Source organism: Desulfobulbus oralis, assembly GCF_002952055.1.
GTDB lineage: Bacteria > Desulfobacterota > Desulfobulbia > Desulfobulbales > Desulfobulbaceae > Desulfobulbus > Desulfobulbus oralis.
The window spans coordinates 824,276-846,303 of sequence record NZ_CP021255.1 but is presented as its reverse complement, the minus strand read 5'-3'; the positions used below and the strand labels follow the sequence as shown (position 1 = coordinate 846,303).

Below are 22,028 nucleotides of genomic sequence, written 5' to 3'. Positions count from 1 at the left end.
AGGGGCCTACCTGCTCCGGCCCAGCATCGGCCTCATCCGGCGCTTTTTTGCGGCATGGCTTTCATCTATCTGCTGCATGCCTTCCATGATCAGCCCCATGAAGCCGCCGACAAGGGGCAGCCCTTTCTCCTCCTCGCTCAGGCCGGAAACGAAGGTAAAGGTGCCGTCATTCCGGCCCAGCAGGGAGTAAAAGGCCTCTTTCCCCGACTCCCTGCCGTGCCTGGCCCCGATCAGCTCGCCCCCGTTGAAGAGCAGTTCGCCCTTGGTATCGTCGTCCAGCACCAATGTGACCCGACCGCTTTTCCGGCTGGTATTGATGAGCTGGCAGAGTTCCACGACCATCATCTCCCTCAGGCTGGCGCTGAAACCGCTGGCCGCTTCCATCCGGGACAAACTCAACTTTTCCAGACGTTTGGCGAGTTGCGAGTAAAAGAAAATGTGCAGAGCCGGGTGCTGGCTCAAAAACGCTTTGACCTGTTCCACCGGCATGGTCAAAAGACTGGCCGGCTCCAGACAGTAGCAGTCGAAGGCATAGACGGTGTCGGCCACCAGCCCCATCTCGCCGATCAGTTCGCCGGGCGCCAGTTCCACCACAGTTTCTTCTTCGTCGTGCTGATCCTGCTCGCTCAGCACCACCCGGCCCGTCAGCATAATAAAGATGCGGTCCGCCACTTCGCCGCGGTTGACCACCCGCTCGCCGGGCTGAAAGCGCTGCACCTGGCCAATGGTGCAAAAGCTGTACAACAGCTCGTCCTGCAGCTCGGCAAAGGCCGGCAGTTGCCGCAGCACGGCAAAGCCGTTGTCGGACTTGTAGAGCTGGGCCTGACGCTCGGCCACGGCCATGAGGCGCATTTGCAGGGTGGTAAAGGCGCCGTCTTTTTTCGACTCCAGACGAATCAGGCCCTCGCAGCCGCCGCATTCCACCCTGTCCTTCCTTCTGCCACGCGCATGGGCCGAGGACTCCGTTGACAGGAGCGGCATCAGCTTCTCCAGCATCGACAGGCAGACCGGCCTGCCCCGTGTGACACTGAGGATCAGGTCCTTGGCCCGGACCTCGTCGCCAACGCTGTACAACGGGCAGGATCGCTCCTCGGTCACCACAAAAACACTGTTGCGGTACTGCATGATGGCTCCATTCCTGCTTCAGGGGCAGGCGGCATTGAATGACAAAAGGCGCTCCGTTTTCAGTCGCCCCTGACGAAGAGCAGATAGATGATCAGGCCCAGTTGCGCTGCCGCGCCAAATATGATCGGCAGGATCTTGTTGATCTGCAGCTGATCGCCCACAATCAGGGTTCTCATGTATTCGGTTCCCGAGAGATACCAGTCGGCCATGAGGAGGGCCAGAATGAAGAGGTCCCGCCAGGCCTGCTTGTAGATCCACCAGCCGACCAGGGCCACCAGGGGCACCATGAACCATGGGTTGGTGAAGATGGCCACATCAACATCCTTGAACTGCTGCGGTATCTGGGTGCTGTCAAAAAAAGAGAGTATGGAAAGGGTCAGCATGCATGCCTCCTGTGTCATTGGCCCGCTTGCGGGTCAGAGATAAAAAAGGTCCAGGCGGGTGGCCGACAGGCGCCGGGCAGCCGCCTCCCTCGGCCACGCTCAGTTGCAGCGGAGCATGGCCGCCTGCACAGCGAGCGGCCTCTGGTACAAAACATCCTCCCGCCCCCATTCGCTGTGGCCCAGATTCAGCCAGTCGCCCTGCTTTTTCCAGACGCTGTAGCCGGAACTCCAGTTGCTCCAGCCCCGGTCCATGGCGTACTCCCGGGCTGGACCCAGGTACAGAAAATAGGGCTCGTCCTCATCCTCCGCCGCTTCCCGGCTCTGGCCGATGAGCAGGATCTGCGCGCCGCGCACGCGGGCCTCGCCGGTCAGCACGGCGGCAATGGTCTGGGCCGAGACATCTGCCGGATAAAAGGCGAGGAGCTCGGCAAAAACCCGGCAGGAAGGCGCTATCTGCCCGGGCTGGAACAGCACTTCGACCCGGGCGCTTTCCGGATACTGCGGGCCCTGGTAGGCGGCAGGCGGGGTCGTGTCCGCACATCCGCCCAGCAACAACAGTATAAAAGCCAGAAAAGGCGCTAAAGCTTGCATAAAGGTATCCTGCAGAAAAGCGAGAACTGTCCGGCGTCTGCCCCTATATTACGCGCCTGTGCACAGGGCTTCAACCACCTTTTTTGTCGCCGGGCCGGAGGTCGCCTGGGGCAGCACGATACCGTGGCGAGCGTAGAGCCGGGTGAGTCGCGTCATCATGGCGGACAGCCCATAACGCGCGGCAATCAACTGGTGTTGTGCTGCCATCTGTACGGGATCGCGTCCAGGCCGCGGGGCCAGTTCGAGAACGCCAGCGCAGGCGGCCCGGACATCACCATGGTTCACCAGCTTGCTGGCCGTGACGCCTGCCAGCGCCTCCTCTGTGGAAGCCAGCCTGCAGGCCAGGACCGGCAGGCCGTTCAGGAGCGCCTGCACCAGAGCCTGGGACACCCCCTCAGCCGCATGGGATGAAAAGAAAAACAGATCAAAGGCCTGATAGAAGTCCTCGGGGCGCTCCTGATGGCCGGCAAAAATTACCCGTCCGCCCAGATTCAGCTCTGCAGCCCGCTGTTCCAGCCCGCCCCGCAAATCGCCATCGCCCACCAAGATGGCCCGGTACCGCTGCGGCAAGGCGGCCAGGGTGTCCAGAATGAAATGCTGCCCCTTGTAGCCGCGCAGAAAGCCCACGTTGCCAACGAGCAGCTCGCCTTCCCGAATCTGGTAGCGGGCACGGAGTGCCTGTCGTTTGTCTGCGGAAAACCGAAAACGCCCTTCGTCGTTGCCCGTGGGGATCACGCTGATGCGCCCCCTGTCCAGCCCCTGCCGGACAAGGCCGTCGGCAATGGCCTCGCTGCAGGCCACCACAGCGTGAGGCAGGCGGTAGAGTCCAAGGCATGACACGGTGGTCAGGACATGGCGGGTACGCAACACCAGGGGCACGTCCAGCAGCCGGGCCAGGGGCGCGGCGGTCCACGAGTCGTCGGAAGAGTGGGCGTTCACGACCGTGGGCCGGAGCCAGCGCAGGAGTCGCCACAGGCGCATCCAGGTAGCCGGATTCATGTCCCTGAAGCCCGGCAGCTCGTGAACGGCAATGCCGGCCGCAGTCGCACGTTCGGCCAAGGGCGCGCCGGCAGTGGCCAGGAGCGCCACCCTGCAGCCGCGCGCCCGCATGGCCAGGAGTTCCGTGAGCACGCGGATCTCCTGCCCGCCCCAGGAGCGGCTGGCTTCGGTGTGGACGATGAATGGTGCACTCATCTTTGCCTCCTCGATGGGACAGGCAATGTGCTGCGCACTGCACAGTGCGGCCTGCCCGGCCCTGCACCCGCAACAGGGATGAAAAAGCAGCCTTGCCCCCCAATCGGGCCTTGGGTTCATGTGCGGGCTTCATTTCTCTGCACAATGCCCATCAGTGCGTAGACAAGCTGGGCTGCGGCAAAATCCGAAACGCGGTCGCCCGCCTGGGGAGCCAGTTCCATCACGTCAAAGCCCAGGACTTTGCGGCCGGCAAGGGCGCGTTGCACGAAGGAGAGACAGGCCCGCCAGCCCGGGCCGCCGGGAACCGGGGTGCCGGTGGCACGAATGACTGCCGGGTCGAGCCCGTCCACGTCAAAGCTCAGGTAAACCTCGTCCGGGAACTCCGGGGGCAGGAGCTGCTCCGGGAAGCCAGCTGCGGCAAAGTCGGCGGCATCCAGAAAGTGGATGGCCGGATGATGTTTGCGAAACTCCGCCTCGGCCCCCGAGAAGGCGCGGCAGCCGAACTGGAAGAGCGGAAGCCCCAAATCATCCACGGCCCGGCGGGCGATGCAGGCGTGGCTGAACTTCGTGCCCTCGTACGCCTCCCGCAGATCGGCATGGGCATCGATCTGGATCAGGCCAAAGGACCTGTTGCCGCGCAGTCTGGCCAGCGCCCGGAGCGCGCCCAGGCTGGCCGAATGTTCGCCGCCCAACAGCACGGGCAGGCGCTTTTGCGCCAGGATCGCCGCAGTCGCCCTCTCTATGCGGGCAAGCGCCGCCTCCACCCCGCCGCTGCAGTCAACAGCCGCGCAGGTGTGGATGCCCGCCTCCAGCGGACAGGAATGGCCGTCCCAGTCCTCGAGCTGCTGGGAGGCGGCAAGAATCGCAGCCGGTCCCCCGGCCGTGCCGCCGCCGTAGGAAACCGTGGCCTCCAGCGGCACGGGCAGCACATGAAAGCGCGCCTCGGGCCCCCGTTTCGTACATTCAGAGGCAAGAAAATCCGGCATCATGAGAGCCTCATGCGGAAATCTTCGTAGCCAAAACGGCGCACCAGCTCCAGCTCCTTCGTTTCGGGGTGGAAGAGCACGATATCGGGCAATTGCACGCCATTAAAGGTGTTGGTTTTCACCATGGTATAGATGGCCATGTCGGTAAAGACCAGCCGTTCACCGCATGCCGGCATGTTCGGGAAGGCATAGTCCCCGGCCACGTCCCCCGCCAGACAGGAGAGCCCGCCTACCCGGCAGGTGCAGGGGAAGGCCTCTGTACCCGGTGCCGCGCTGCCCACGATATGGGGCCTGTAGGGCATTTCCAGCACATCCGGCATGTGGGCCGCCACGGAGGTGTCCACAATGACGTTGGCCGCCTCGCCGCCTGCCGCGGGCTGCACGTCCAAGACCGAGGCCACCAGATAGCCGGCATTCAGGGCCACGGCCTCACCCGGTTCCAGATAGACCTGCACGCCCCAGCGTTCCTGAAAGCGGCCAATGACCGCCATCAGCCCTTCGACGTCGTAGTCGGGGCGGCTGATGTGATGGCCGCCACCAAAATTGACAAAACTCATTTTGGGCAAAAATTCGGAGAAATGGGCCTCGACCGCTGCCACGGTGCGCTCCAGGGCATCCGCGTTCTGCTCACAGAGATTGTGCCAGTGCAGGCTGCTGACCCCATCCAGCGCATCGGGCGAAAAATCCCGCCGCCTGATGCCGAGCCGGGAGCCGGGCGCGCAGGGATCGTAGAGCGGAACCGCCCCTTCCGAATGCTCCGGATTGATGCGCAGGCCAAAGGCCAGCCTGCGGCCGTGTTGCGCGGCCCTCTTCCGGGCCCGCGGCAACAGGCGGCGTTTCTGGGCCAGGGAGTTGAAAACCAGATGGTCGCTGCTCAGGGCCAGTTCGTCAATATCTGCATCGGAAAAGGCTGCGGCGAAGCAGTGCACCTCGCCGCCGAATTCTTCACGACCCAGCCGAGCCTCATGGGGGGAGCTGCAGCAGACGCCGTCCAGCGTGCCGGCGAGCAGGGGGAAGACCCTGAACAGGGCAAAGCATTTGAGCGCCAGGAGAATTTTGCAGCTCGTGGCCGCCCTGACCCGGGCCAGAATCGAGAGATTCTGCCGCAGGAGGCCCAGATCCACCACAAAGGCCGGCGTCCGCTCGAGCCCGGCCGGATCAAAACGGCAATTTTTACTGCCGTCAAAGGCGGTCACGGCCAATCGACGGCCTTCCAGGGCAGGCCGTAGCGGTTCAGATCGGCCATGAAGGGATCCGGATCGCATTCCTCCATATTCCACACGCCGGGCGTTTTCCATTTGCCCTCCAGCACCATCTTGGCGCCGATCATGGCCGGCACGCCGGTGGTGTAGGAGATGGCCTGCGAGCCGACCTCCTCGTAGGCCGCCTCATGGCTGCAGATATTGTACACGTACATCCGCTTCTCGCGGCCCGCCTGTCTGCCCTGCAACACGCAGCCGATGCAGGTGCGGCCATGGGTGAGCGGGCCCAGCGAGGCCGGCTCCGGCAGCACGGCCTTCAGAAACTGCAGGGGCACGATCTCCCTGCCCTGAAATTCGACCTTGTCGATGCGGGTCATGCCCACGTTCTCCAGCACGCGCAGATGGTTCAGATACTGCTCGGAAAAGGTCATCCAGAAACGCGCACGGGTCAGGCCCCTGATGTTTTTCGTCAGGGATTCCAGCTCTTCATGGAACATGAGGAAGCACTTCTTTGGGCCAATGCCCTCCGGAAAATCAAAGAGCATGGCCCAGGAAAGCGGATCGGTTTCCACCCACTCGCCATGCTCGAAATAACGGCCCCGCTGGGTAATCTCGCGGATATTGATTTCCGGGTTGAAGTTGGTGGCAAAGGGCTGCCCATGATCGCCGGCATTGCAGTCGATGATGTCGAGCTGCCGGATCTCGTCAAAGTGGTGCTTTGCCGCCCAGGCGGTGTACACGTTGGTCACGCCGGGGTCGAAGCCGGAACCCAGCAGCGCGCACAGGCCCCGTTCCGCAAAGCGCTCCCGGTAGGCCCACTGCCACTTGTACTCGAATTTGGCCTGATCCGGAGCTTCGTAGTTGGCGGTGTCCACATAGTCCACGCCTGCGGCCAGGCAGGCCTCCATGAGCGGCAGGTCCTGATAGGGCAGGGCCAGATTGAGGAGCAGATCCGGTTTTTCCCGCTGCAAAAAGGCCGTTGTTTCAGCGACATTGTCGGCATCCAGCCTGGCTGTGGCTATGTCCGCCCCCAGCCGCTTTTTGATGGAAGCGGCAATCGCCTCACACTTGGCCAGTCCACGGCTGGCCAGGGTGATGCGGTCAAAAACGCCTCCCGCTTGCTGCACCTGGGCGCACTTGTGTGCTGCCACCGAACCAACCCCGCCCGCACCGACTATCAGAATATGAGCCATGAGCACTCCTGCATTTGCTGAAAAATGTCTGTTTACTTTTCCCCGTTCCGGTCCTGCGGCCTCTCCACGACCCGGCCCAGTATTTTCCTGCCAACATCGCTCTGGGCCAGCCCTTCCAGCATGGCACCGAGCTGCACGCCCCCCTTGGCGCTGATAATGTCCTTGATGTCATTCATGCCCTCGCCGATGCTGCCGCCGTTGGCAATGACCTTCAGGTCTGCCTGGCTCATGGCCTTGGCCTGCTCCACCCCGATCACCTCGCAGGCCTCGAGCTGCCTGATGGCAATCAGGTAGCCCTGATACCCGCCATTTTCGCCAATCGCCCTGGCCAGTTCAATCTGCGCGCTGATGGGAGCCAGCTCCTTCAGGCGCAGGGCCTCGGCTTCCGCCTCGCCGATTTTCTGAATACCCTGACTCTCCTTGTTTTTCATCTCCAGCAGCGCTTCGGCGGCCAAAAACTGGCTTTCCTTCGCCCCCTGCGCCACCAGAATCTGGGTTTCCTTGTTGGCCTGCGCATTCAGGATCTGTTTTTCCCGGTCGCCCTGCGCAATCAGGATCTGGTTTGCCCGGTTCGCTTCCGCGTCTTTTATTTTGGCGTTTTTCTTGGCTTCCGCATCGATCTCCACCTTCTGCTGCTCCTGCTCTGCCTGGACAATCTCCACCTGCTTCTTGATTTCCGCCTTTTTCACTTCCTGAACCTGCAGGACTTCCATGGCCTTTTCCTGCGTAATCTTCTGCTGCGCATTAATGCACTGATTGGCCTGCTCGCGGGAAATCTGCACCTCCCGCTCATTTTCCACGGTTTTCAGACCAACGAGCTTATGGGCTTCCTGCTCCTTGATATCGGTTTCCCGTTGTGCTTCTATTTCCGCGATTTTCGCCCTTTTCAGGTTTTCAGCCACCTCGACCCTGCTGTCCTTCTCAATGGCTGATTTCTTTTTCTCCATGATGTTGTGAATGACTCTCTCCCCATCCCGATCCTTGATGTCCATCAATTCGATATTTTTGACCGGCGCCACCCCCCAGTTTTTCAGTTGCGTGGTCACGGCTTCAGTGAAATCATCACCAAGGGCTGAGCGAATGGCCAGAATTTCTTCCAGCTCCCTTTTGGCCAGAATGGAACGAATGGAACCCTGAATAATGTTGGTCAACTGGCTTTCCAGATCATTGATATCCCGAACCCGCTGCGCCGCCAGGTTGGAATTCTCGATTCTGAAGAAAGCCGTCACATCAACGATAAAGGGCAGGCGGCCAACATCGTAAGCTTCATATTCGTTGATTTTTATGGCAAAGACCGACATGGGCAGAACGATTTTACTCACGCCAAACAGGGGAACCCAGCTTGGAAACTCATAATAGACGTTGCCGTTTCCCGTATCCTTGCCATAGGAAACCGTTTTATCCGCACTTTGGACAATATGCACTTCATTGGTCTCGACCACGGTGCGGAAGCACATGGCAAGGACAATGAAAAGGGCCAGCGCGCCAAGTACTATGAACACCAAGACCACCAGCAAAGCTGCCATCGAACTTTCTCCTGCCTCGATTTTTGGAAATTTCCGGCTCCCGGCCATGGTTCGCAGCCAGCAGACCTGTGCCGTTCGCCAACAAGCGCCCTGCCGATGCACCACGGCAGCTCCCGCTCCGGGGCGGATACGGCGAGCGTCCTGCTCATCCTGCTCATGCCCAGACCGGCGGCAACCGCCGCCCCCTAGGCCCCGCCCAGATAGGCGTCCCTGACCTGCGGATCGGCGAGCAGCTCGTCTGCGGGCCCGGAAACTGTAATATGGCCAAGCTCCAGCACATAGCCCCGGTGCGCAAGCCGGAGCGCCGCCCGCGCGTTCTGCTCCACCAGCAGCACGGTCACGCCGGCCGCATTGATTTCCCGGATGGTCTGGAAGATGGCCTGCACCAAAAGCGGTGCCAGCCCCAGGCTCGGCTCGTCCAGCAGCAAGACGCGCGGTCTGCTCATCAGGGCCCGGCCGATCGCCAGCATCTGCTGCTCGCCGCCGGAAAGCGTGCCCGCGAGCTGGTGCTGCCGCTCCTCCAGGCGCGGAAAAAGCTCGTAAATCCACTTTCTGTTTTTCGCCGCCAGGGCCTGATCACGCACCGTGTATGCGCCCAGATTGATATTTTCCCGTACCGTGAGGGTGCCAAAGACCCTGCGTCCTTCCGGCGACTGGCTGATGCCCGCCCGCAGAATGCGGTGCGCCGGGAGCCGGTGCAGCGGCTGGCCATCAAAGAGAATCTCGCCCCCTGTGGGCCTGAGCAGCCCGCTCACGGCATGCAGGGCGGTGGATTTGCCTGCGCCGTTTGCGCCCAGAATGGTGACGATCTCGCCGGCCTCCACAGCCAGGTCGATGCCGTGCAGCGCCTCCACATTGCCGTAGCTCACGTGCAGGTTCCTGATTTCAAGCAGCGTCGTCATCGTCCGTATCCGCGCCCAGATAGGCCTCTATCACTTTCGGGTTGCTCCGAATTTCCGCGGGCGTGCCCTCTGCAATCTTGCGGCCATACTCCAAAACCACCAGATGGTCGCAGGAACGCATCACGAGCCGCATGTCATGCTCGATCAACAGAATGCTCAGACCCTGTACCCGCAGCCGGGCAATGAGGCTGGCCAGCTCGGCGGTTTCCTGCTCGTTCATGCCGCCTGCCGGCTCGTCCAGGATGAGCAGACTGGGCCGGGTGGCCAGTGCCCGGGCGATTTCCAGGAGCCGCTGCTTGCCGTAGGACAGGTTTCCGGCCACTTGGTTCGCAGCCGCCAAAAGCCCCACGAATGCCAGCACGCGCTGGGCCTCGGCAAGGGCGGCCCGCTCCTCCCGGCGCTGGCCCGGGGTATGGAAGAGTGACGAAAACAGGCCGGCCTGCATGCGGCAGTGACAGCCGGCCAGCACATTTTCCAGCACACTCATGCCCTGAAAGAGCCGGATGCTCTGGAAGGTGCGGGCAATGCCCAGCGCCACAATCCTGTGGGGTGCTTGTCCATGCAGATTCTGGCCGCGGAAAAAGACCGTGCCCGCATCTGGTCTGAGGTTGCCGGTAATCAGGTTGAAAACCGTGGTCTTGCCCGCCCCGTTGGGGCCGATCAGGCCGACCACTCTGCCCTCTTCCACGGCAAAACTCACCCGGTCAACGGCTAGCAGTCCACCAAAACGCTTGCTGATGCGCTCGAGAGCGAGGAGGCTCACGGTGTTTTCTCCGCCAGAGCCGTGAGCGGCGCGGCCGCCTGGTAGCGCCGCGTTTTGGGTGGCAACAGCCCCTGGGGTCGTACAATCATCATGATCATCAGCGCCAGGCCGAAGACGAGCTGCCGGGCATTGTCAAAACTTCTGAACAGTTCCGGCAGGCCGGCCACCAGAAAGGCGCCCAGAATCACGCCGGGAATGCTGCCCGAACCGCCCAGGATGACGATCATGAACAGCAGCACCGATTCCCAGTAGTTGAACGATTGCGGGGAGATGATGGTCATCTTGGCGGCAAAGAGCGTACCGCACATGCCGGCCCAGCCCGCGCCCAGTACAAAGGCGGCCAGCCTGTAGTGGGCCACATCGATACCGCTGCCTGCGGCCGCCACCTCGTCTGCGTTGAGATACCTGAGGGCGCGGCCAAAACGGGAATTTTCCAGCAGGGAAAAGAGCAGGACCGTCAGCCCGGCAAAGGCCCAGATCAGGTAAAAATAGTGGACGGGTTTTGTCAGCCTGAAGCCGAAGAACCTGATGCGCTCAATGCCAAAAATGCCGTTGGCCCCGCCGGTCAGGCCGAAGACGTCGTTCATCAGCGCAATGCGGACGATTTCCACCATGCCAATGGTGACAATCAGCAGATAATCGCCCCTGAGGTGGATGATGGGCCGGGCCGTCATCAGCGCGAAGACGGCCGCAGTGCAGCCTGCGAGCGGCAGGGTGGCCAGGACGGGCACCCCGAAGCGGGTGTTCAGGATGGCTGTCGTGTAGGCGCCGATGGCGTAAAACACGGCATGGCCCATGTTGAACATGCCGGCATAGCCCAGGATGATGTTCAGACTGAGGGCCAAAACGAGATAAAGGCCCACGCTGTTCAGCACATCCACCCAGTAGCGGCTGTCTGCGCAAAACCGGTTCAGGAGCAGCGGAGCGGCGGCCAGGAGCGCGAAAAGGGCGAGATATCCAAAGAGCCGTTTCATATCTTTTCCGCCACCCGTTCACCCAGAATCCCGGTGGGCCGCACAATCAGAATCAGAATCAACACGAAAAAGGCGATGGCGTCTTTCCAGGCAAAGGAAATGTAGGCCGCGCCCAGAGCCTCAATCACCCCCAGCAAAAGCCCCCCCAGCATGGCGCCGGGGATATTGCCAATGCCGCCGATGATGGCCGCGGCAAAGGCCTTGAGGCCATAAATCCAGCCCATGGTGAAACCGATCTGGCCGTAGTACAGCCCCACCATCAATCCCGCCGCGCCGCCCAGGGCCGGGCCGATGAAGAACACGATCATGATGACGAAGTTAACGTCGATGCCCATGAGCCGGGCCGCGTCCTGATCGATGGCTGCCGCCCGGATGGCCGTGCCGATGCGGGTCTTCTGCACAAACAGGTAGAGCGCCACCATCATCAGGAGGGAGGCGGCCAGGATGAGGATGCGCATGAGCGGCACGGAAAAGCCAAAGAGCTGCACCGGCGTTGCGGGCAAAAGCCCCTGGGGAAACACGAACTTGCCCGGCCCGTAGATGAGCATGACGGCATTCTGGAAAAAGATGGAGGCCCCCAGGGCCGACACCACGGCGGAAAGCCTGGGTGAGGTGCGCAGGGGCCGGTAGGCGCTGCGCTCCAGAATGATGCCGATCAGGCCGACCAGCACCATGACCATGAGGGCCAGCACGGCAATGCCCGCGAAGGCGCCCAGATGCTCGCCCAGAGCCAGGGAGCCCAGCAGGGTCAGGCCCAGGTAGGCGCCAATGGTGAAGAGGTCGCCGTGCGCGAAGTTGATCAGCTTCAGTACGCCGTAGACCATGGTATAGCCCAGCGCCACCAGGGCATAGATGCCGCCCACCGCCAGACCGCCGGTCAGTTGCTGAAAGAGCTGCTCAAAACCGCCGCTGGCCGCGAAGCCGTCGGCAAAGTGCTGCAGAAAAGATCCCATCAAAAGGTCCCTGGGCCGAAAAGCGGGATCGCATATCTGGCGAACCCGGAAGCATCTTCAGTTTTCGGGCACAAACAGGCCCCTGGCGTCAACCCTGTAGAGCCGGTAGACATTACCCGCCCGGTCACCGCTTTCGCTGAAGGCGAGCGGGCCGGTCAGCCCGGAATAATTCTTCAGGGCAGATTTCAGATAGGCAGACACCTTTGCGCTCTCCGTAGTGCCTGTCTGTTTAAAGGCCTCGACCAGTACGCGCAGGCCGTCGCCCGCCAGCACCGGATAGATGGATTTCGGCGCATTGCCGTACTTTTTCGTAAAGGCCTCGACAAAACTTTTGGCATCCGGCGTGTCCAGATTGGCCGGCAGCAGCGGGCTGACAAAGTAGAAGCCCTCGGCAGCGGCAGTGCCGGCGGTTTCGATCAACGCCGGATTGTTCACGGCATCGCCGCCCATGAAGGGCACATTCCAGCCCATTTCCTTTTTCTGGCGCAGGAGCAGCCCGGCTTCCGGATAGTAGCCGGTGAAAAAGACAAAGTCCGCATCAGCGGCCTTGAGTTTGGTCAGGATGGCGTTGTAGTCCAGTTCGCCCGGCGTCAGCGCGTCGAAAAAGATGACCGACACGCCTGCTGCCTGCAGGTGTTCCCGGCTTTCCTCGGCCAGTCCCTTGGCGTAGGAGCTATTGTCATGGAGAATGGCCACCTTTTTTGCGCCCAGCTTTTTCAGGGCGCTGGCCGCCATTTTACCCTGGTCGTCATCCCGCGGGCAGGTACGGAAGAAGTTGGGCATGCCCTTGGCGGAGAGGCGCACGGCCGTGGAGCCGTTGGCAATCTGCACGATGCCGGCCTCGTCGAAGATGCTCTGGGAGGCCTCGGTGATGGAGGAACCATAGGTGCCGATCACGGCCACAATGTTGCGGGTCGCGAGTTTGTTGGCGGCCAGTGACGCGGTACGGGGATCGCTGCCGTCATCCTCGGTGAGGATTTCGATTTTTCTGCCCAAAACGCCGCCCGCCTGATTGTACTGCTCGGCCAAAAGCTCCACCACCTGCTTCATCTCCTGACCTTCGCTGGCCCAGGAACCGGTCATCGGGCCCATGAGACCGATGCGGATGGCCTCGTTGGCATGACCGGTCTGGACAAAAGCGCCCAGAGCGGCGAGACAGAGCGCCAAAGTCAGGGCCGCAAGGCCCGTCAATTTCTTCATGGCTGTTCCTCCTGACAGCGAATGCGCGAAAAGCGCCCCGACCAACCGGAGCGCAAACGCCCCGTATATTTTCGGAAACGCCCCTTAAAGTCAATGGCATTTGTGCGCAGCAGCCGCATTCTGGCGCCGGAGCCGCTTGCTGCACGTGCAACGTGAATTCATCAAGACCTGGTCAGCGGGAATCGACAAAGCCCTGGACCGCGTTTCTGCAAACGATGCCCAGGGCTGGTTCAGATCTTGTGGCTCTATACAATCTTAAGGTTGCAATGCTTTAGCCGCCGCCCATGAGCCAGTTCATGGGCACGATGGACAGTTTCGGGAAGAAGAGCAGCAGGAAGAGCATCCCTATTTCCACCAGCAGAAAGGGTATGAGCTTGACCACCAGATCGGTGAACTTGATGTTCCCCACGCTGCACACCACGTAGAGTACCGTGCCCACTGGCGGGGTGATAACGCCGATGCCCAGATTCAGAATGAAGAGCAGGCCAAAGTAGTACTCGTTGATGCCGGCCTGCTGGATGAGCGGATAGAAGACCGGCGCGAAGATGAGCACATTGGGCGTCAGGTCCATGACCATGCCGATCAGGAACAGGAAGACGTTGATGCACAGGAGCAGCAGAATCGGCTTGTCGATCAGGGGCGTGAACAACTGGGTCACCTGGTCCGGAATCCGGGCTATGGTGATGAACCAACCCACTGCCGTGGCCGTGGCCACAATCAGCATGACCACTGAGGTGGTGCGGGCCGCCCGGGCGCTCACGCGCAGGAGTTCGCGGAGGTTCAGCTCCCGGTAGTAGAACACGCAGACCAGAATCGCATAGACCGCCGCAAAGGCGCCGCCCTCCGTAGGGGTAAAGAAGCCGAAGCGGATGCCGCCCAGCAGCAGCACGGGCATCAAAAAGGCGGGGGTGCAGTCAATAACGATGCGTACCGCCTCCCTGGCGCTGAACTTGATGGTCTCGTTGTAGCCGTCGTGGCGCACAATGAAAAACCAGACTATGCAGAGGGCCAGGCCGATCATGATGCCGGGCATGAGGCCGATCATGAAGAGCTTGGTAATGGAGAGGCCGCTGATTGTGGCGCCCAGGAGGATGAAGTTGGTGCTGGGCGGGATGATGGGGCCAAGAATGGCGCCCGAGGCCACCACTGCGCCGGCCCGGCCGGGATGATAACCCACCTCCCGCATCATGGGGAGCAGGAGGCCGCCCAAGGCCGCGGCTTCGCCAACCGAACTGCCCATGAGTCCGGCAAAGATGATGCTGGCAATGACGGCCGCATAGCCCAGACCGCCGCGCACCCGGCCGATGATGAGCTGGGCCAGTTGCACCACCCGCTTGGACAGGCCGCCGGCTGCCATGATTTCGCCTGCGAACACGAAGAAGGGAATGGCCATGAGCGGGTAGTTGTTGGCGCCGTCCAGCATGCTGCCGGGAATGATCATGGCGTCCCACATGCCCGAATGCCACATGAGCACAATGGCGCACAAGACCAGGACCAGGGCCAGCGGCACGCCCAGCAGCATGAAAAAGAACAGCGACCCGAGGAAGATGAGGAGTTCCATGGCTCACCCCTGTCCCTTGTGAAACAAGGCCGCGGGCCGGCGAATGATTTTCCAGAGCGAGCGCAGTTCCACCAGAATGGCGGCTATGGCCATGAGGGGCAGGGTGCCGTTGATCAGCGCCATGTTGACGCCCGTGGCCACGGATCTGGTGTCCATGGTCTGCTGCACATTGATCAGGCCGCCGTAGAGCAGCAGCCCCAGGGCCAGCAGGCTGAACGCCGAAGCCAGGATGTTGACGGTCTTGCGCGTGAGGCCGGAGAGCAGGTTCACCAGGAGGTCGACCGCAATGTGCTTGTGGTGAATGAAGGCCTCGATTGCGCCGAAAAAGGTGATGTAGATGAAGAGGAAGCGAGCCCACTCCTCACTGGGTGGGAAGCTCGATCCGAAAAATTTGCGCAGCACGGCGTTGTAGAACACCAGCCCGATCATGCCCAGAAAGATGACGGCGCAGAAAATCTCGAACAGCAGCTGCGCCGGATTCGACTTCTGCGGCGGAGACTGGGTTTTGTTCTCTTGCATGGCTTCTTTTCCCCTGGTCTCGGAACGGACGAATAAAAAAGGCCGGGAAGGCAAGATTCCCGGCCCGTACGGGCAAAAAATTATTTGCTGCGGTAGCTGGCGGCACTGTCCAGAATGGCCTGGGCATTGGGTACCGTGTCATAGAAGAGCTTCCAGCTCCGCTTGCCGGCCTCCACCATGTAGTCATGGAATTCGCTGGTCGGCTCGGTGATGCGTCCGCCGCCGGCGGTGATGGTTTCCCTGGCCTTGAGGTCGCCCTCCTTGACCAGTTGCCACACGTCGTCGGCCGAACGCCTGGCCGCCTCGTCAAACCACTTTTTGTCTTCTGCGGGCAGGCTTTGATAGAACCTGTCGTTGATGTAGAGCGAATGGATGACCAGAATATGACCGGTCAGGGTGATTTCCGGCGTAATCTCGTACATCTTCAGGCTCACAATGTCGGCCAGCGGGCTGTCGCCGCCGTCGATCACGCCCTGGTCCAGCGCGCCGGGCACCTCGGCAAAGGGCATGGGCTGACCGCTGATGCCGCATTCCTTGGCGAAATTGGTGTACAGCGGAATGTTGGGCACGCGCATCCTCAGGCCTTTCAGGTCATTGATGCTCTTGATGGGTTTTTTGGTGTAGAAATGACGGAAGCCCAGCGGGAAGGCGTTCAGGGTCCGCAGGCCGGATTTTTCCGTGAAGCCTTCGTTGATCAGCTCAAAGGTCTTGCCTGCCATGGCACGGCGGGCGTGGTCCAGATCATCGTACAGCATGGGGGTTTCCAGCATGGCCATGGCCGGATGCAGGGCCGAGGTCTGGGTGCCGGTGGCGCACATCTGGATAACGCCCTTGCGGGTGCTGGCGATGTAGGCGTCTTCCTTGCCGAGCTGGCTGTTGGGGAAGACCTGCACCTTGTACTTGCCCTGCGACAGCTCTTCTAGATACTTGCCGAACTGGTGCATGCCAATGGTTTCCGGCTCGCCCTCTGGCTTCATGCCGGCAATCTTGACGATGAGGGGCTTGGCTGCCCGGGCGGACGGCGCGACGGCAAGAGCCAGGCCACAGATCATCCCCAGGGCGACAAAGAGCGCAATACTCCGTTTCATTTCCGAACCTCCATTACAGGAAAGGGTTGGGGCAGCCCATGTCCCGCCCAGAGCGAAGGGTCATGGGCAAAAGCGGGGCCGGCTGCTCCGGCCATGGCCTCAATGTACGTGACCAAACGGGAAAAATTCAATCGGAAAGTGCATGTCTTGACAAAAGAAGCCGGAAAGCACGGCCTTTTCCGGCAAAGGCCGGAAAAACGCAAAGCCCCTTGCTCCCGGGCCTGCACTGTGGTTTTCTGAGCGGAGCTTGCCCCCTTTGGATCTCAAGAGGACCGACCAGCATGCCCGAAGTGAAGAGCGCCCTGCCGCCCGCATTGCAACATCCCCTGCTGCAAACGCCGCACGCCATGTTCTGCCGTCTGGGCGGGGTGAGCGCCGGGCCTTTTGCCACGCTCAATCTGTCCTGCCATGTGGGCGACAAGCAGGATCTGGTGCAGGAAAACCGGCGACGGGCGCTGGCCGCCCTGGGCCTGAGACAGTTGGTCGCCCTGCAGCAGGTGCATGCCGACCGAGTACTGCTTTTGGACCACATGCCGGAGAGCGGGGAATTTTCCGGATTTGACGCCGTCATCACGAATGTGCCGGGGCTGGCGCTTTTGATTCAGCAGGCGGATTGCCAGGCGGTTTTGCTGCACGCGCCCGGGCGACGGGTCGTGGCCGCGGTGCACTGCGGCTGGCGCGGCAGCGTGGCGAACATCATCGGCAAGACCGTTGCCCGGATGCGGTCCGCATTTGGCGTGCGTCCCGCAGAGCTGCGCGCGGTCGTGAGCCCCTCTCTCGGGCCCTGCTGCGCCGAATTCATCACCTACAAACAGGAATTGCCGGCATGGATGCATGCCTTTGCCGCAACCGGCAAGCCCGCGCATTTCGACTTCTGGGCCATGAGCGCCAGACAGCTTGCGACAGCCGGCGTACCGGCCGCCCAGATTGGGATCATGGGCATTTGCACGTGTTGCAATCATGGGTATTTTTCGTTCCGCCGCGCGAAACGGGAAAACGGCGGCCTGTGCGGCAGAAACGGCTCCATGATTGGACTTGCCGCCCGATAGCGCCGGGCCGCAAGATTGCTGTGGCCGAGAGTGGGCGCGCCCCTGGCTCCCGGAAAGGAAATCGTGCGCTGCGAAATGCCGCCTAACAAGTCATGCACTCTCGCCGGATTGGGCCGCCGCCTCTTCCCCATTCCCGCGCGGAGCTTTGCGGGCACGCAGACACAGATTGCCCCTCCTGCCGGTATCGCTGTCCATGTCCGTGAAACCGGCCGCTGCCAGCAGGCCGCGCAGGGTATCTTCAGTGTAGACCTGCATGCCCTCGATCAACGCAGTCCAGCGGCATTCCGGATTCGTCGCTTCATTGCAGATGAGGAACAGGCCGCCCGGCTTCAGCACCCGATACGCCTCGGAAAAGGCCTGGGGCAGATCGGGCCAGAAGTACAGGGTTTCAAAAGCGGTGACCACGTCAAAGCGGTCCTCGCCATAGGGGATGGCAGACGCGTTGCCCAGTCTGACTTCACAGCGGCCCGCTGCGACGGCATCGGCATTTTTTCTCAGGCTGTGGGCCACGCTGACCGTTGAAAAGTCAATTCCGCACACCAGCCCCTCGGGGCACATCCTGAGGAAATGGGCGAGGTTGGCCCCGCCGCCGCAGCCGATATCCAGGATATGCGCATCCCGGGCTGGTGACAGGTGGGCCCTGCCCCAGGCCGAATGTGGGGCATGGCCGATATTCATGAGACTCAGGACGCAGCGTCCGACAAGGCCCGCTGGTTGACGTAAATTTCGAAAAAAGGTCTTTGCCATGCTGTGCATTTTGCGCTCCATGCCTTGGCGGTTCCGGACGGAATGGCAGCAGAGCGCTGCGATAGAGTCCAGACCCCGCTTTTTTTTAGCCAAGCTGGTTCAGGCGAAAAGCCCGGAGCAGGGACACCTTCTCGCCGTTCCGCCGGCGGGCGGCACGGCCAGGTGATTCAGGACGCTGGTTTTCTGCACAGACCAAAGACGCCGCCCGGCTGCCTGCTGAACACCGGCGTGCCGCTGCCCCGGCCATGGGAACGGGAACTGGGCGTTTCTACCGCGCTGATGACCGTGACCACCCGCTCTGCCGCCTTGGGCTGCACAAAGTCCTCCGCCGCAATTCCGGCGCTTCTGTCGCCCAGACCAAGCTGAAACAGATCATAAAAGCGTTTGCATTCGGCATAGTAGCTCTTGCCTTTGAGCCACCGGGGCGGCTTGCCGCCAGCGCTGGCGTGATGCAGGGTCGGGAGCTGCATCAGCAGAACACAGATGCGATCCTTAGCCATGCGCTGGATGTTGAACGGCGTGCCGAAGCACTCCTCCACACCTTGGCGCAGGGCGAGCGCGAGTTCGTGGAAACGCGCTCCCTGCAGCCGCTCCGCACCGGGCAGATCAAAGGCCGTGATGGCCCAGGGCAAAAGCAGGACGGCAAAGAGGAAATGGTCGTCCATGTGCACCGGCTTTTCTTCGGTACCACTCTGGTTGATCCGGTCGATTTCCGCAAGCATCCTGAGCAGCATGGTGCGCATTTCACGCACGCGCCCCTTCCCGCCTTCGCCCAGAAAGGGGAACAGTGTCAGCCAGAGCGGCGTGGCCATGCACTGTTCGGCCCAGGCGCGGCTGGCGCCGGAGTGCAGGTCCTTCAGAATTTCGTCGCGTAAACGGGAGGGCGGGCACAGCATGAGTTCGGAGGCATGTTCGCCCAGGGCGGCAAAAGTTGCCGGGTCTATGCTGAAGCCGGTGCGGGCCGCATGGCGAATCGCCCGGAGCATCCTGACCGGATCGTGGTGGAAACGCAGGCCGGGGTCGCCCACCATGCGGATGATGCCGCGGTTCAGATCCGCCACACCGCCCACGTAATCGATGACCGTGTGGTTTTCTATTTCGTAGAACAGAGCGTTGATGGTCAGATCGCGACGGAAGGCGTCTTCGTCAAGCGTGCCAAAGGTGTTGTTGGCAGCCAGAACGTCGCCCTCGCCGTTTTCGGCGCCTTCGCTGTGGGAACGCAGGGTGGAGACCTCCACAATCCTGTTGCCGTGGAAGAAGACCTGCACCAGCCGGAAGCGCCTGCCGATGGTGCGGCTGTTCCTGAAAATCCTGCGCAGTTCGCCGGGACGGGCGTCGGTGGAGACGTCAAAATCCTTGGGCTTTTTGCCGAGAAACAGGTCGCGCACGCCGCCGCCCACCAGATAGCCCTTGAAGCCGGCATCGCGCAGGCGGTACAGCACCTTCAGGGCCTCCCGGTCGAGCAGTTGCTCGCGGATCGGGTGCTCGCCTTCAGGGATAATGGTCGCCGTCGGGGGGGATGCCGGTTTTGTTTCGGGCACTGTGTCTGCTGGCCGATGCTCGCTGGACATGCTTGAAGAATGGAACGCAGAACGTTGAGGCTCAGCCGGCGTTGCTCGTGACCGTGGCCAGTTCGCTTTCCTGGGTCCGCTCTTTGTACACCGACTCGGCCGCCTTGACGAAGCGGTCAAAGATTTCCCGCACCGGCAGAATTTCCTTCATCTTGAAGGCGTTGGCGCCGGAGAAGACCAATCCGTTTTCCACGTCGCCATCCCGCGAGGCCAAAAGCCGCTCGCTGATGCAGTACTTCCGGTCGCACTTGCGCAGGCACTGGAAGCGGCATTTTCTGGAGACGATAGACTCGTCGTGGGCCAGCATCTTGTCCACAAAGGGATTTCTAATGGCCCGGCCCGGCATGCCGACCGGCGAACTCACCAGGACAATGTCGTCCTTGCCGGCCTGCAGGTAGCTTTCCTTGAATTTCTGAGAGACCGAACATTCCTCGCTCAAGACAAAACGGGAGGCGAGCTGCACGCCGTCGGCGCCGTACTGATCCATCATTTCACCCATTTCATAGCCGTTGGTGATGCCGCCGGCTGCAATCAGGGGGATTTTGGAAATCATTTTGCGGATGGAGGGGAAGAGTTCGCGGAGCGGCGTCATCGTTCCCAGATGACCGCCCGCCTCGGCGGCCTCGACCACCACTGCGGCCGCACCCAGCTTTTCCGCCAGTTTGGCGAAGGACAGCGAAGACACGATGGAGACGATGGGGATATTGTGTTCCTTGCCGATCTTGAAAATGTCCCGCGAAAAGCCTGCCCCGGTGATGATCATGTCGGCCCCGGCCTTGATGGAACCCATCACCAGATTGTGAAAATCCCGCATGGCGTACATGATGTTGACCGCAATCACACCCTTTGTGGCCTTTTTCGCCTTGCAGATGTCTTCCTGCAGTTCCTCAACCGGAATGCCGGAGCCGCCGATGGTGCCAATGCCGCCGCATTCAGCGACTGGCACGGCCAGTTCGGAGGTGGATACACGCACCGACATGCCACCCTGGATGATCGGAATCTTGGCAATCAGTGGACCTATTCTCAATTCGGGCAGTCTCATGCGAATCTCGTTTGAACAAGAGGCTTCAGGACCTGCCCCCGGCCATGGGGGCAAAAGACTATCCTAGCATTATAAAAGCGATAGGCAAAATAATCCACATCGACTTGACGCAATGCCAAGTTCTGAGGTAAATTTTTTGGCTTTCCGTGTTTTCGCCCCATATTTTTGCCGCAATCAAGCCATGACGACACTTCAGGCCATCAACGGTTTCAAGGACATTCTGCCGGATCAGATCCATCTGTGGCAACGGCTGGAGTCCTGCGCCACCGGGATCTGCCGCCGCTTTGGGCTGCGCGAGATCAGAACGCCCATTCTGGAAAAAACCGAACTCTTCGTCCGCTCCATCGGTGAGGCCACCGATGTGGTGGAAAAGGAGATGTATACCTTTGCCGACAAGGGCCTCACCATGCGGCCCGAGGCCACGGCCTCCATCATGCGCGCCTTTATCGAACACGGCATGCATGTCCAGCAGCCGGTGCAGCGCTTCTACACCTTGGGCCCCATGTTTCGTCATGAGCGGCCGCAAAAGGGGCGGCTGCGCCAGTTCCATCAGTTCGACGCCGAAATTATCGGCCCTGTCGAGCCAGAGCAGGACGCGGAGCTGATCGCCATGGGTCACATGCTCTTTCACGAGCTGGGCGTGGACGTCAGTCTGGAGCTGAATTCCATGGGTTGCCCCAGGTGCCGGCCGGCCTTCCGGCAGGTGCTGATCGAACGGCTGGCAGGCGTGCAGGATCAGCTCTGCGAGGACTGCCGCCGCCGGCTGCACACCAATCCGCTCCGGGTGCTGGACTGCAAGAAGCCCGGCTGCCGGGCCCTGGTGGCCGACGCGCCCTCCATCCAGGACGCCCTCTGCGACGAGTGCAGGGCGCACTTCGCCGCGGTGCGCGAGACCCTGGAGATGCTGGGCATTCCCTACAACCTGAACCGTTTTATGGTGCGCGGGCTGGACTACTACACCCGCACTACCTTTGAATTTGTGACCGACCGCCTGGGCGCCCAGTCTGCCGTGGGCGGCGGCGGCCGCTACGACGGCCTGATTGCGGATCTGGGCGGGCCCAAGGTTGCCGGCATCGGTTTTGCCATCGGCATGGAGCGCCTGATTTTGCTCATGGAGCAGAACGAGCAGGCTGCCGGCTCAGGCGACACCGACCTGTATCTGGCTGCCCTGGGGCCGGAAGCCCTGCGTCACTGCACGCTTTTGGCCCAGCTGCTGCGGCAAAAGGGCCTGCATGTGGCCATCGATTACAGCGGCCGCAGCCTCAAGGGGCAAATGAAAATCGCGGACCGCCTGCAGGCTCGGTATACCCTGATTGTGGGCGGGCAGGAATGGGAAAGAAAGGAAGCTATCCTGCGCGACATGCGGACGCAGGAGCAAAGGCCGTTTTCGCTGGCCGAGGAGGCGGAAGGGCAAAATCTGCGACTGTGCGAACTGGTACGAGCGATGGGCGCTGCTTGA

The 22,028-nt window shown here is 61.5% G+C and carries 21 protein-coding genes; 2 read left to right on the top strand and 19 right to left on the bottom strand.

Annotation, left to right across the window (positions count from 1 at the left end; translation table 11 throughout):
• Positions 1-6: 6 nt before the first annotated feature.
• The 16 genes from CAY53_RS03675 to CAY53_RS03600 all read right to left on the bottom strand — a co-directional run bounded on the left by CAY53_RS03675 (position 7) and on the right by CAY53_RS03600 (position 16,160).
• The gene (locus CAY53_RS03675) at positions 7-1,125 is read right to left on the bottom strand and encodes a cyclic nucleotide-binding domain-containing protein (RefSeq protein WP_104935986.1); all 1,119 of its coding nucleotides are present in this window, start codon (positions 1,123-1,125) and stop codon (positions 7-9) included.
• A 59-nt stretch (positions 1,126-1,184) separates the two neighbouring features.
• Entirely contained in the window at positions 1,185-1,508 is a 324-nt protein-coding gene (locus CAY53_RS03670; RefSeq protein WP_104935985.1) for a hypothetical protein, read from the bottom strand.
• 99 nt (positions 1,509-1,607) lie between these two features.
• Positions 1,608-2,099 carry a hypothetical protein gene (locus CAY53_RS03665; RefSeq protein WP_104935984.1) on the bottom strand — a complete coding sequence of 164 codons (492 nt, stop codon included), beginning with the start codon at positions 2,097-2,099 and terminating at the stop codon, positions 1,608-1,610.
• A gap of 48 nt (positions 2,100-2,147) precedes the next feature.
• Entirely contained in the window at positions 2,148-3,293 is a 1,146-nt protein-coding gene (locus tag CAY53_RS03660) for a glycosyltransferase family 4 protein (RefSeq protein WP_181040406.1), read from the bottom strand.
• A 116-nt stretch (positions 3,294-3,409) separates the two neighbouring features.
• Positions 3,410-4,282 carry an agmatinase gene (gene speB, locus CAY53_RS03655; RefSeq protein ID WP_219842719.1) on the bottom strand — a complete coding sequence of 291 codons (873 nt, stop codon included), beginning with the start codon at positions 4,280-4,282 and terminating at the stop codon, positions 3,410-3,412.
• The gene (nspC, locus tag CAY53_RS03650) at positions 4,279-5,475 is read right to left on the bottom strand and encodes a carboxynorspermidine decarboxylase (protein ID WP_245874871.1); all 1,197 of its coding nucleotides are present in this window, start codon (positions 5,473-5,475) and stop codon (positions 4,279-4,281) included. Before nspC ends, speB begins: the two co-directional genes overlap by 4 nt.
• The gene (locus CAY53_RS03645; protein WP_104935981.1) at positions 5,472-6,674 is read right to left on the bottom strand and encodes a saccharopine dehydrogenase family protein; all 1,203 of its coding nucleotides are present in this window, start codon (positions 6,672-6,674) and stop codon (positions 5,472-5,474) included. Before CAY53_RS03645 ends, nspC begins: the two co-directional genes overlap by 4 nt.
• Before the next feature lie 32 nt (positions 6,675-6,706).
• Positions 6,707-8,200, bottom strand: coding sequence for an SPFH domain-containing protein (locus CAY53_RS03640; protein WP_104935980.1), 1,494 nt, complete (start codon positions 8,198-8,200; stop codon positions 6,707-6,709).
• A 185-nt stretch (positions 8,201-8,385) separates the two neighbouring features.
• The gene (locus CAY53_RS03635) at positions 8,386-9,102 is read right to left on the bottom strand and encodes an ABC transporter ATP-binding protein (RefSeq protein ID WP_104935979.1); all 717 of its coding nucleotides are present in this window, start codon (positions 9,100-9,102) and stop codon (positions 8,386-8,388) included.
• Positions 9,086-9,865: an ABC transporter ATP-binding protein gene (locus tag CAY53_RS03630; protein WP_104935978.1), complete on the bottom strand. Its 780-nt coding sequence runs from the start codon at positions 9,863-9,865 to the stop codon at positions 9,086-9,088. Before CAY53_RS03630 ends, CAY53_RS03635 begins: the two co-directional genes overlap by 17 nt.
• Positions 9,862-10,839, bottom strand: a complete 978-nt coding sequence (locus CAY53_RS03625) for a branched-chain amino acid ABC transporter permease (protein WP_104935977.1) — start codon at positions 10,837-10,839, stop codon at positions 9,862-9,864. Before CAY53_RS03625 ends, CAY53_RS03630 begins: the two co-directional genes overlap by 4 nt.
• Positions 10,836-11,792, bottom strand: a complete 957-nt coding sequence (locus CAY53_RS03620; protein WP_104937418.1) for a branched-chain amino acid ABC transporter permease — start codon at positions 11,790-11,792, stop codon at positions 10,836-10,838. The genes CAY53_RS03625 and CAY53_RS03620 overlap by 4 nt, the downstream gene beginning before the upstream one ends.
• 57 nt (positions 11,793-11,849) lie before the next feature.
• Positions 11,850-12,992, bottom strand: coding sequence for a branched-chain amino acid ABC transporter substrate-binding protein (locus CAY53_RS03615; protein ID WP_104935976.1), 1,143 nt, complete (start codon positions 12,990-12,992; stop codon positions 11,850-11,852).
• 271 nt (positions 12,993-13,263) lie between these two features.
• On the bottom strand, positions 13,264-14,553 hold the full coding sequence (locus CAY53_RS03610; RefSeq protein WP_104935975.1) for a TRAP transporter large permease: 1,290 nt from the start codon (positions 14,551-14,553) through the stop codon (positions 13,264-13,266).
• A gap of 3 nt (positions 14,554-14,556) precedes the next feature.
• Positions 14,557-15,072: a TRAP transporter small permease gene (locus CAY53_RS03605; protein WP_017866257.1), complete on the bottom strand. Its 516-nt coding sequence runs from the start codon at positions 15,070-15,072 to the stop codon at positions 14,557-14,559.
• 80 nt (positions 15,073-15,152) lie between these two features.
• Complete coding sequence (locus CAY53_RS03600) at positions 15,153-16,160, bottom strand: TRAP transporter substrate-binding protein (protein WP_104935974.1); 1,008 nt, start codon at positions 16,158-16,160, stop codon at positions 15,153-15,155.
• Positions 16,161-16,441: 281 nt separating this feature from the next.
• Between CAY53_RS03600 and pgeF the strand changes: the two genes are divergently transcribed.
• Entirely contained in the window at positions 16,442-17,209 is a 768-nt protein-coding gene (pgeF, locus tag CAY53_RS03595; RefSeq protein ID WP_104935973.1) for a peptidoglycan editing factor PgeF, read from the top strand.
• Positions 17,210-17,299: 90 nt separating this feature from the next.
• On the opposite strand, the gene CAY53_RS03590 is transcribed toward pgeF, so the two are convergent.
• From CAY53_RS03590 to CAY53_RS03580, 3 genes are all read right to left on the bottom strand, one after another.
• The gene (locus CAY53_RS03590; RefSeq protein WP_104937417.1) at positions 17,300-17,887 is read right to left on the bottom strand and encodes a class I SAM-dependent methyltransferase; all 588 of its coding nucleotides are present in this window, start codon (positions 17,885-17,887) and stop codon (positions 17,300-17,302) included.
• Positions 17,888-18,123: 236 nt separating this feature from the next.
• Positions 18,124-19,497, bottom strand: coding sequence for a polynucleotide adenylyltransferase PcnB (gene pcnB / locus CAY53_RS03585; protein WP_245874870.1), 1,374 nt, complete (start codon positions 19,495-19,497; stop codon positions 18,124-18,126).
• 61 nt (positions 19,498-19,558) lie between these two features.
• Complete coding sequence (locus CAY53_RS03580; RefSeq protein WP_104935971.1) at positions 19,559-20,569, bottom strand: NAD(P)H-dependent flavin oxidoreductase; 1,011 nt, start codon at positions 20,567-20,569, stop codon at positions 19,559-19,561.
• Between the two features lie 181 nt (positions 20,570-20,750).
• On the opposite strand from CAY53_RS03580, the gene hisS reads away from it, so the two are divergent.
• Entirely contained in the window at positions 20,751-22,028 is a 1,278-nt protein-coding gene (gene hisS / locus CAY53_RS03575; protein ID WP_104935970.1) for a histidine--tRNA ligase, read from the top strand.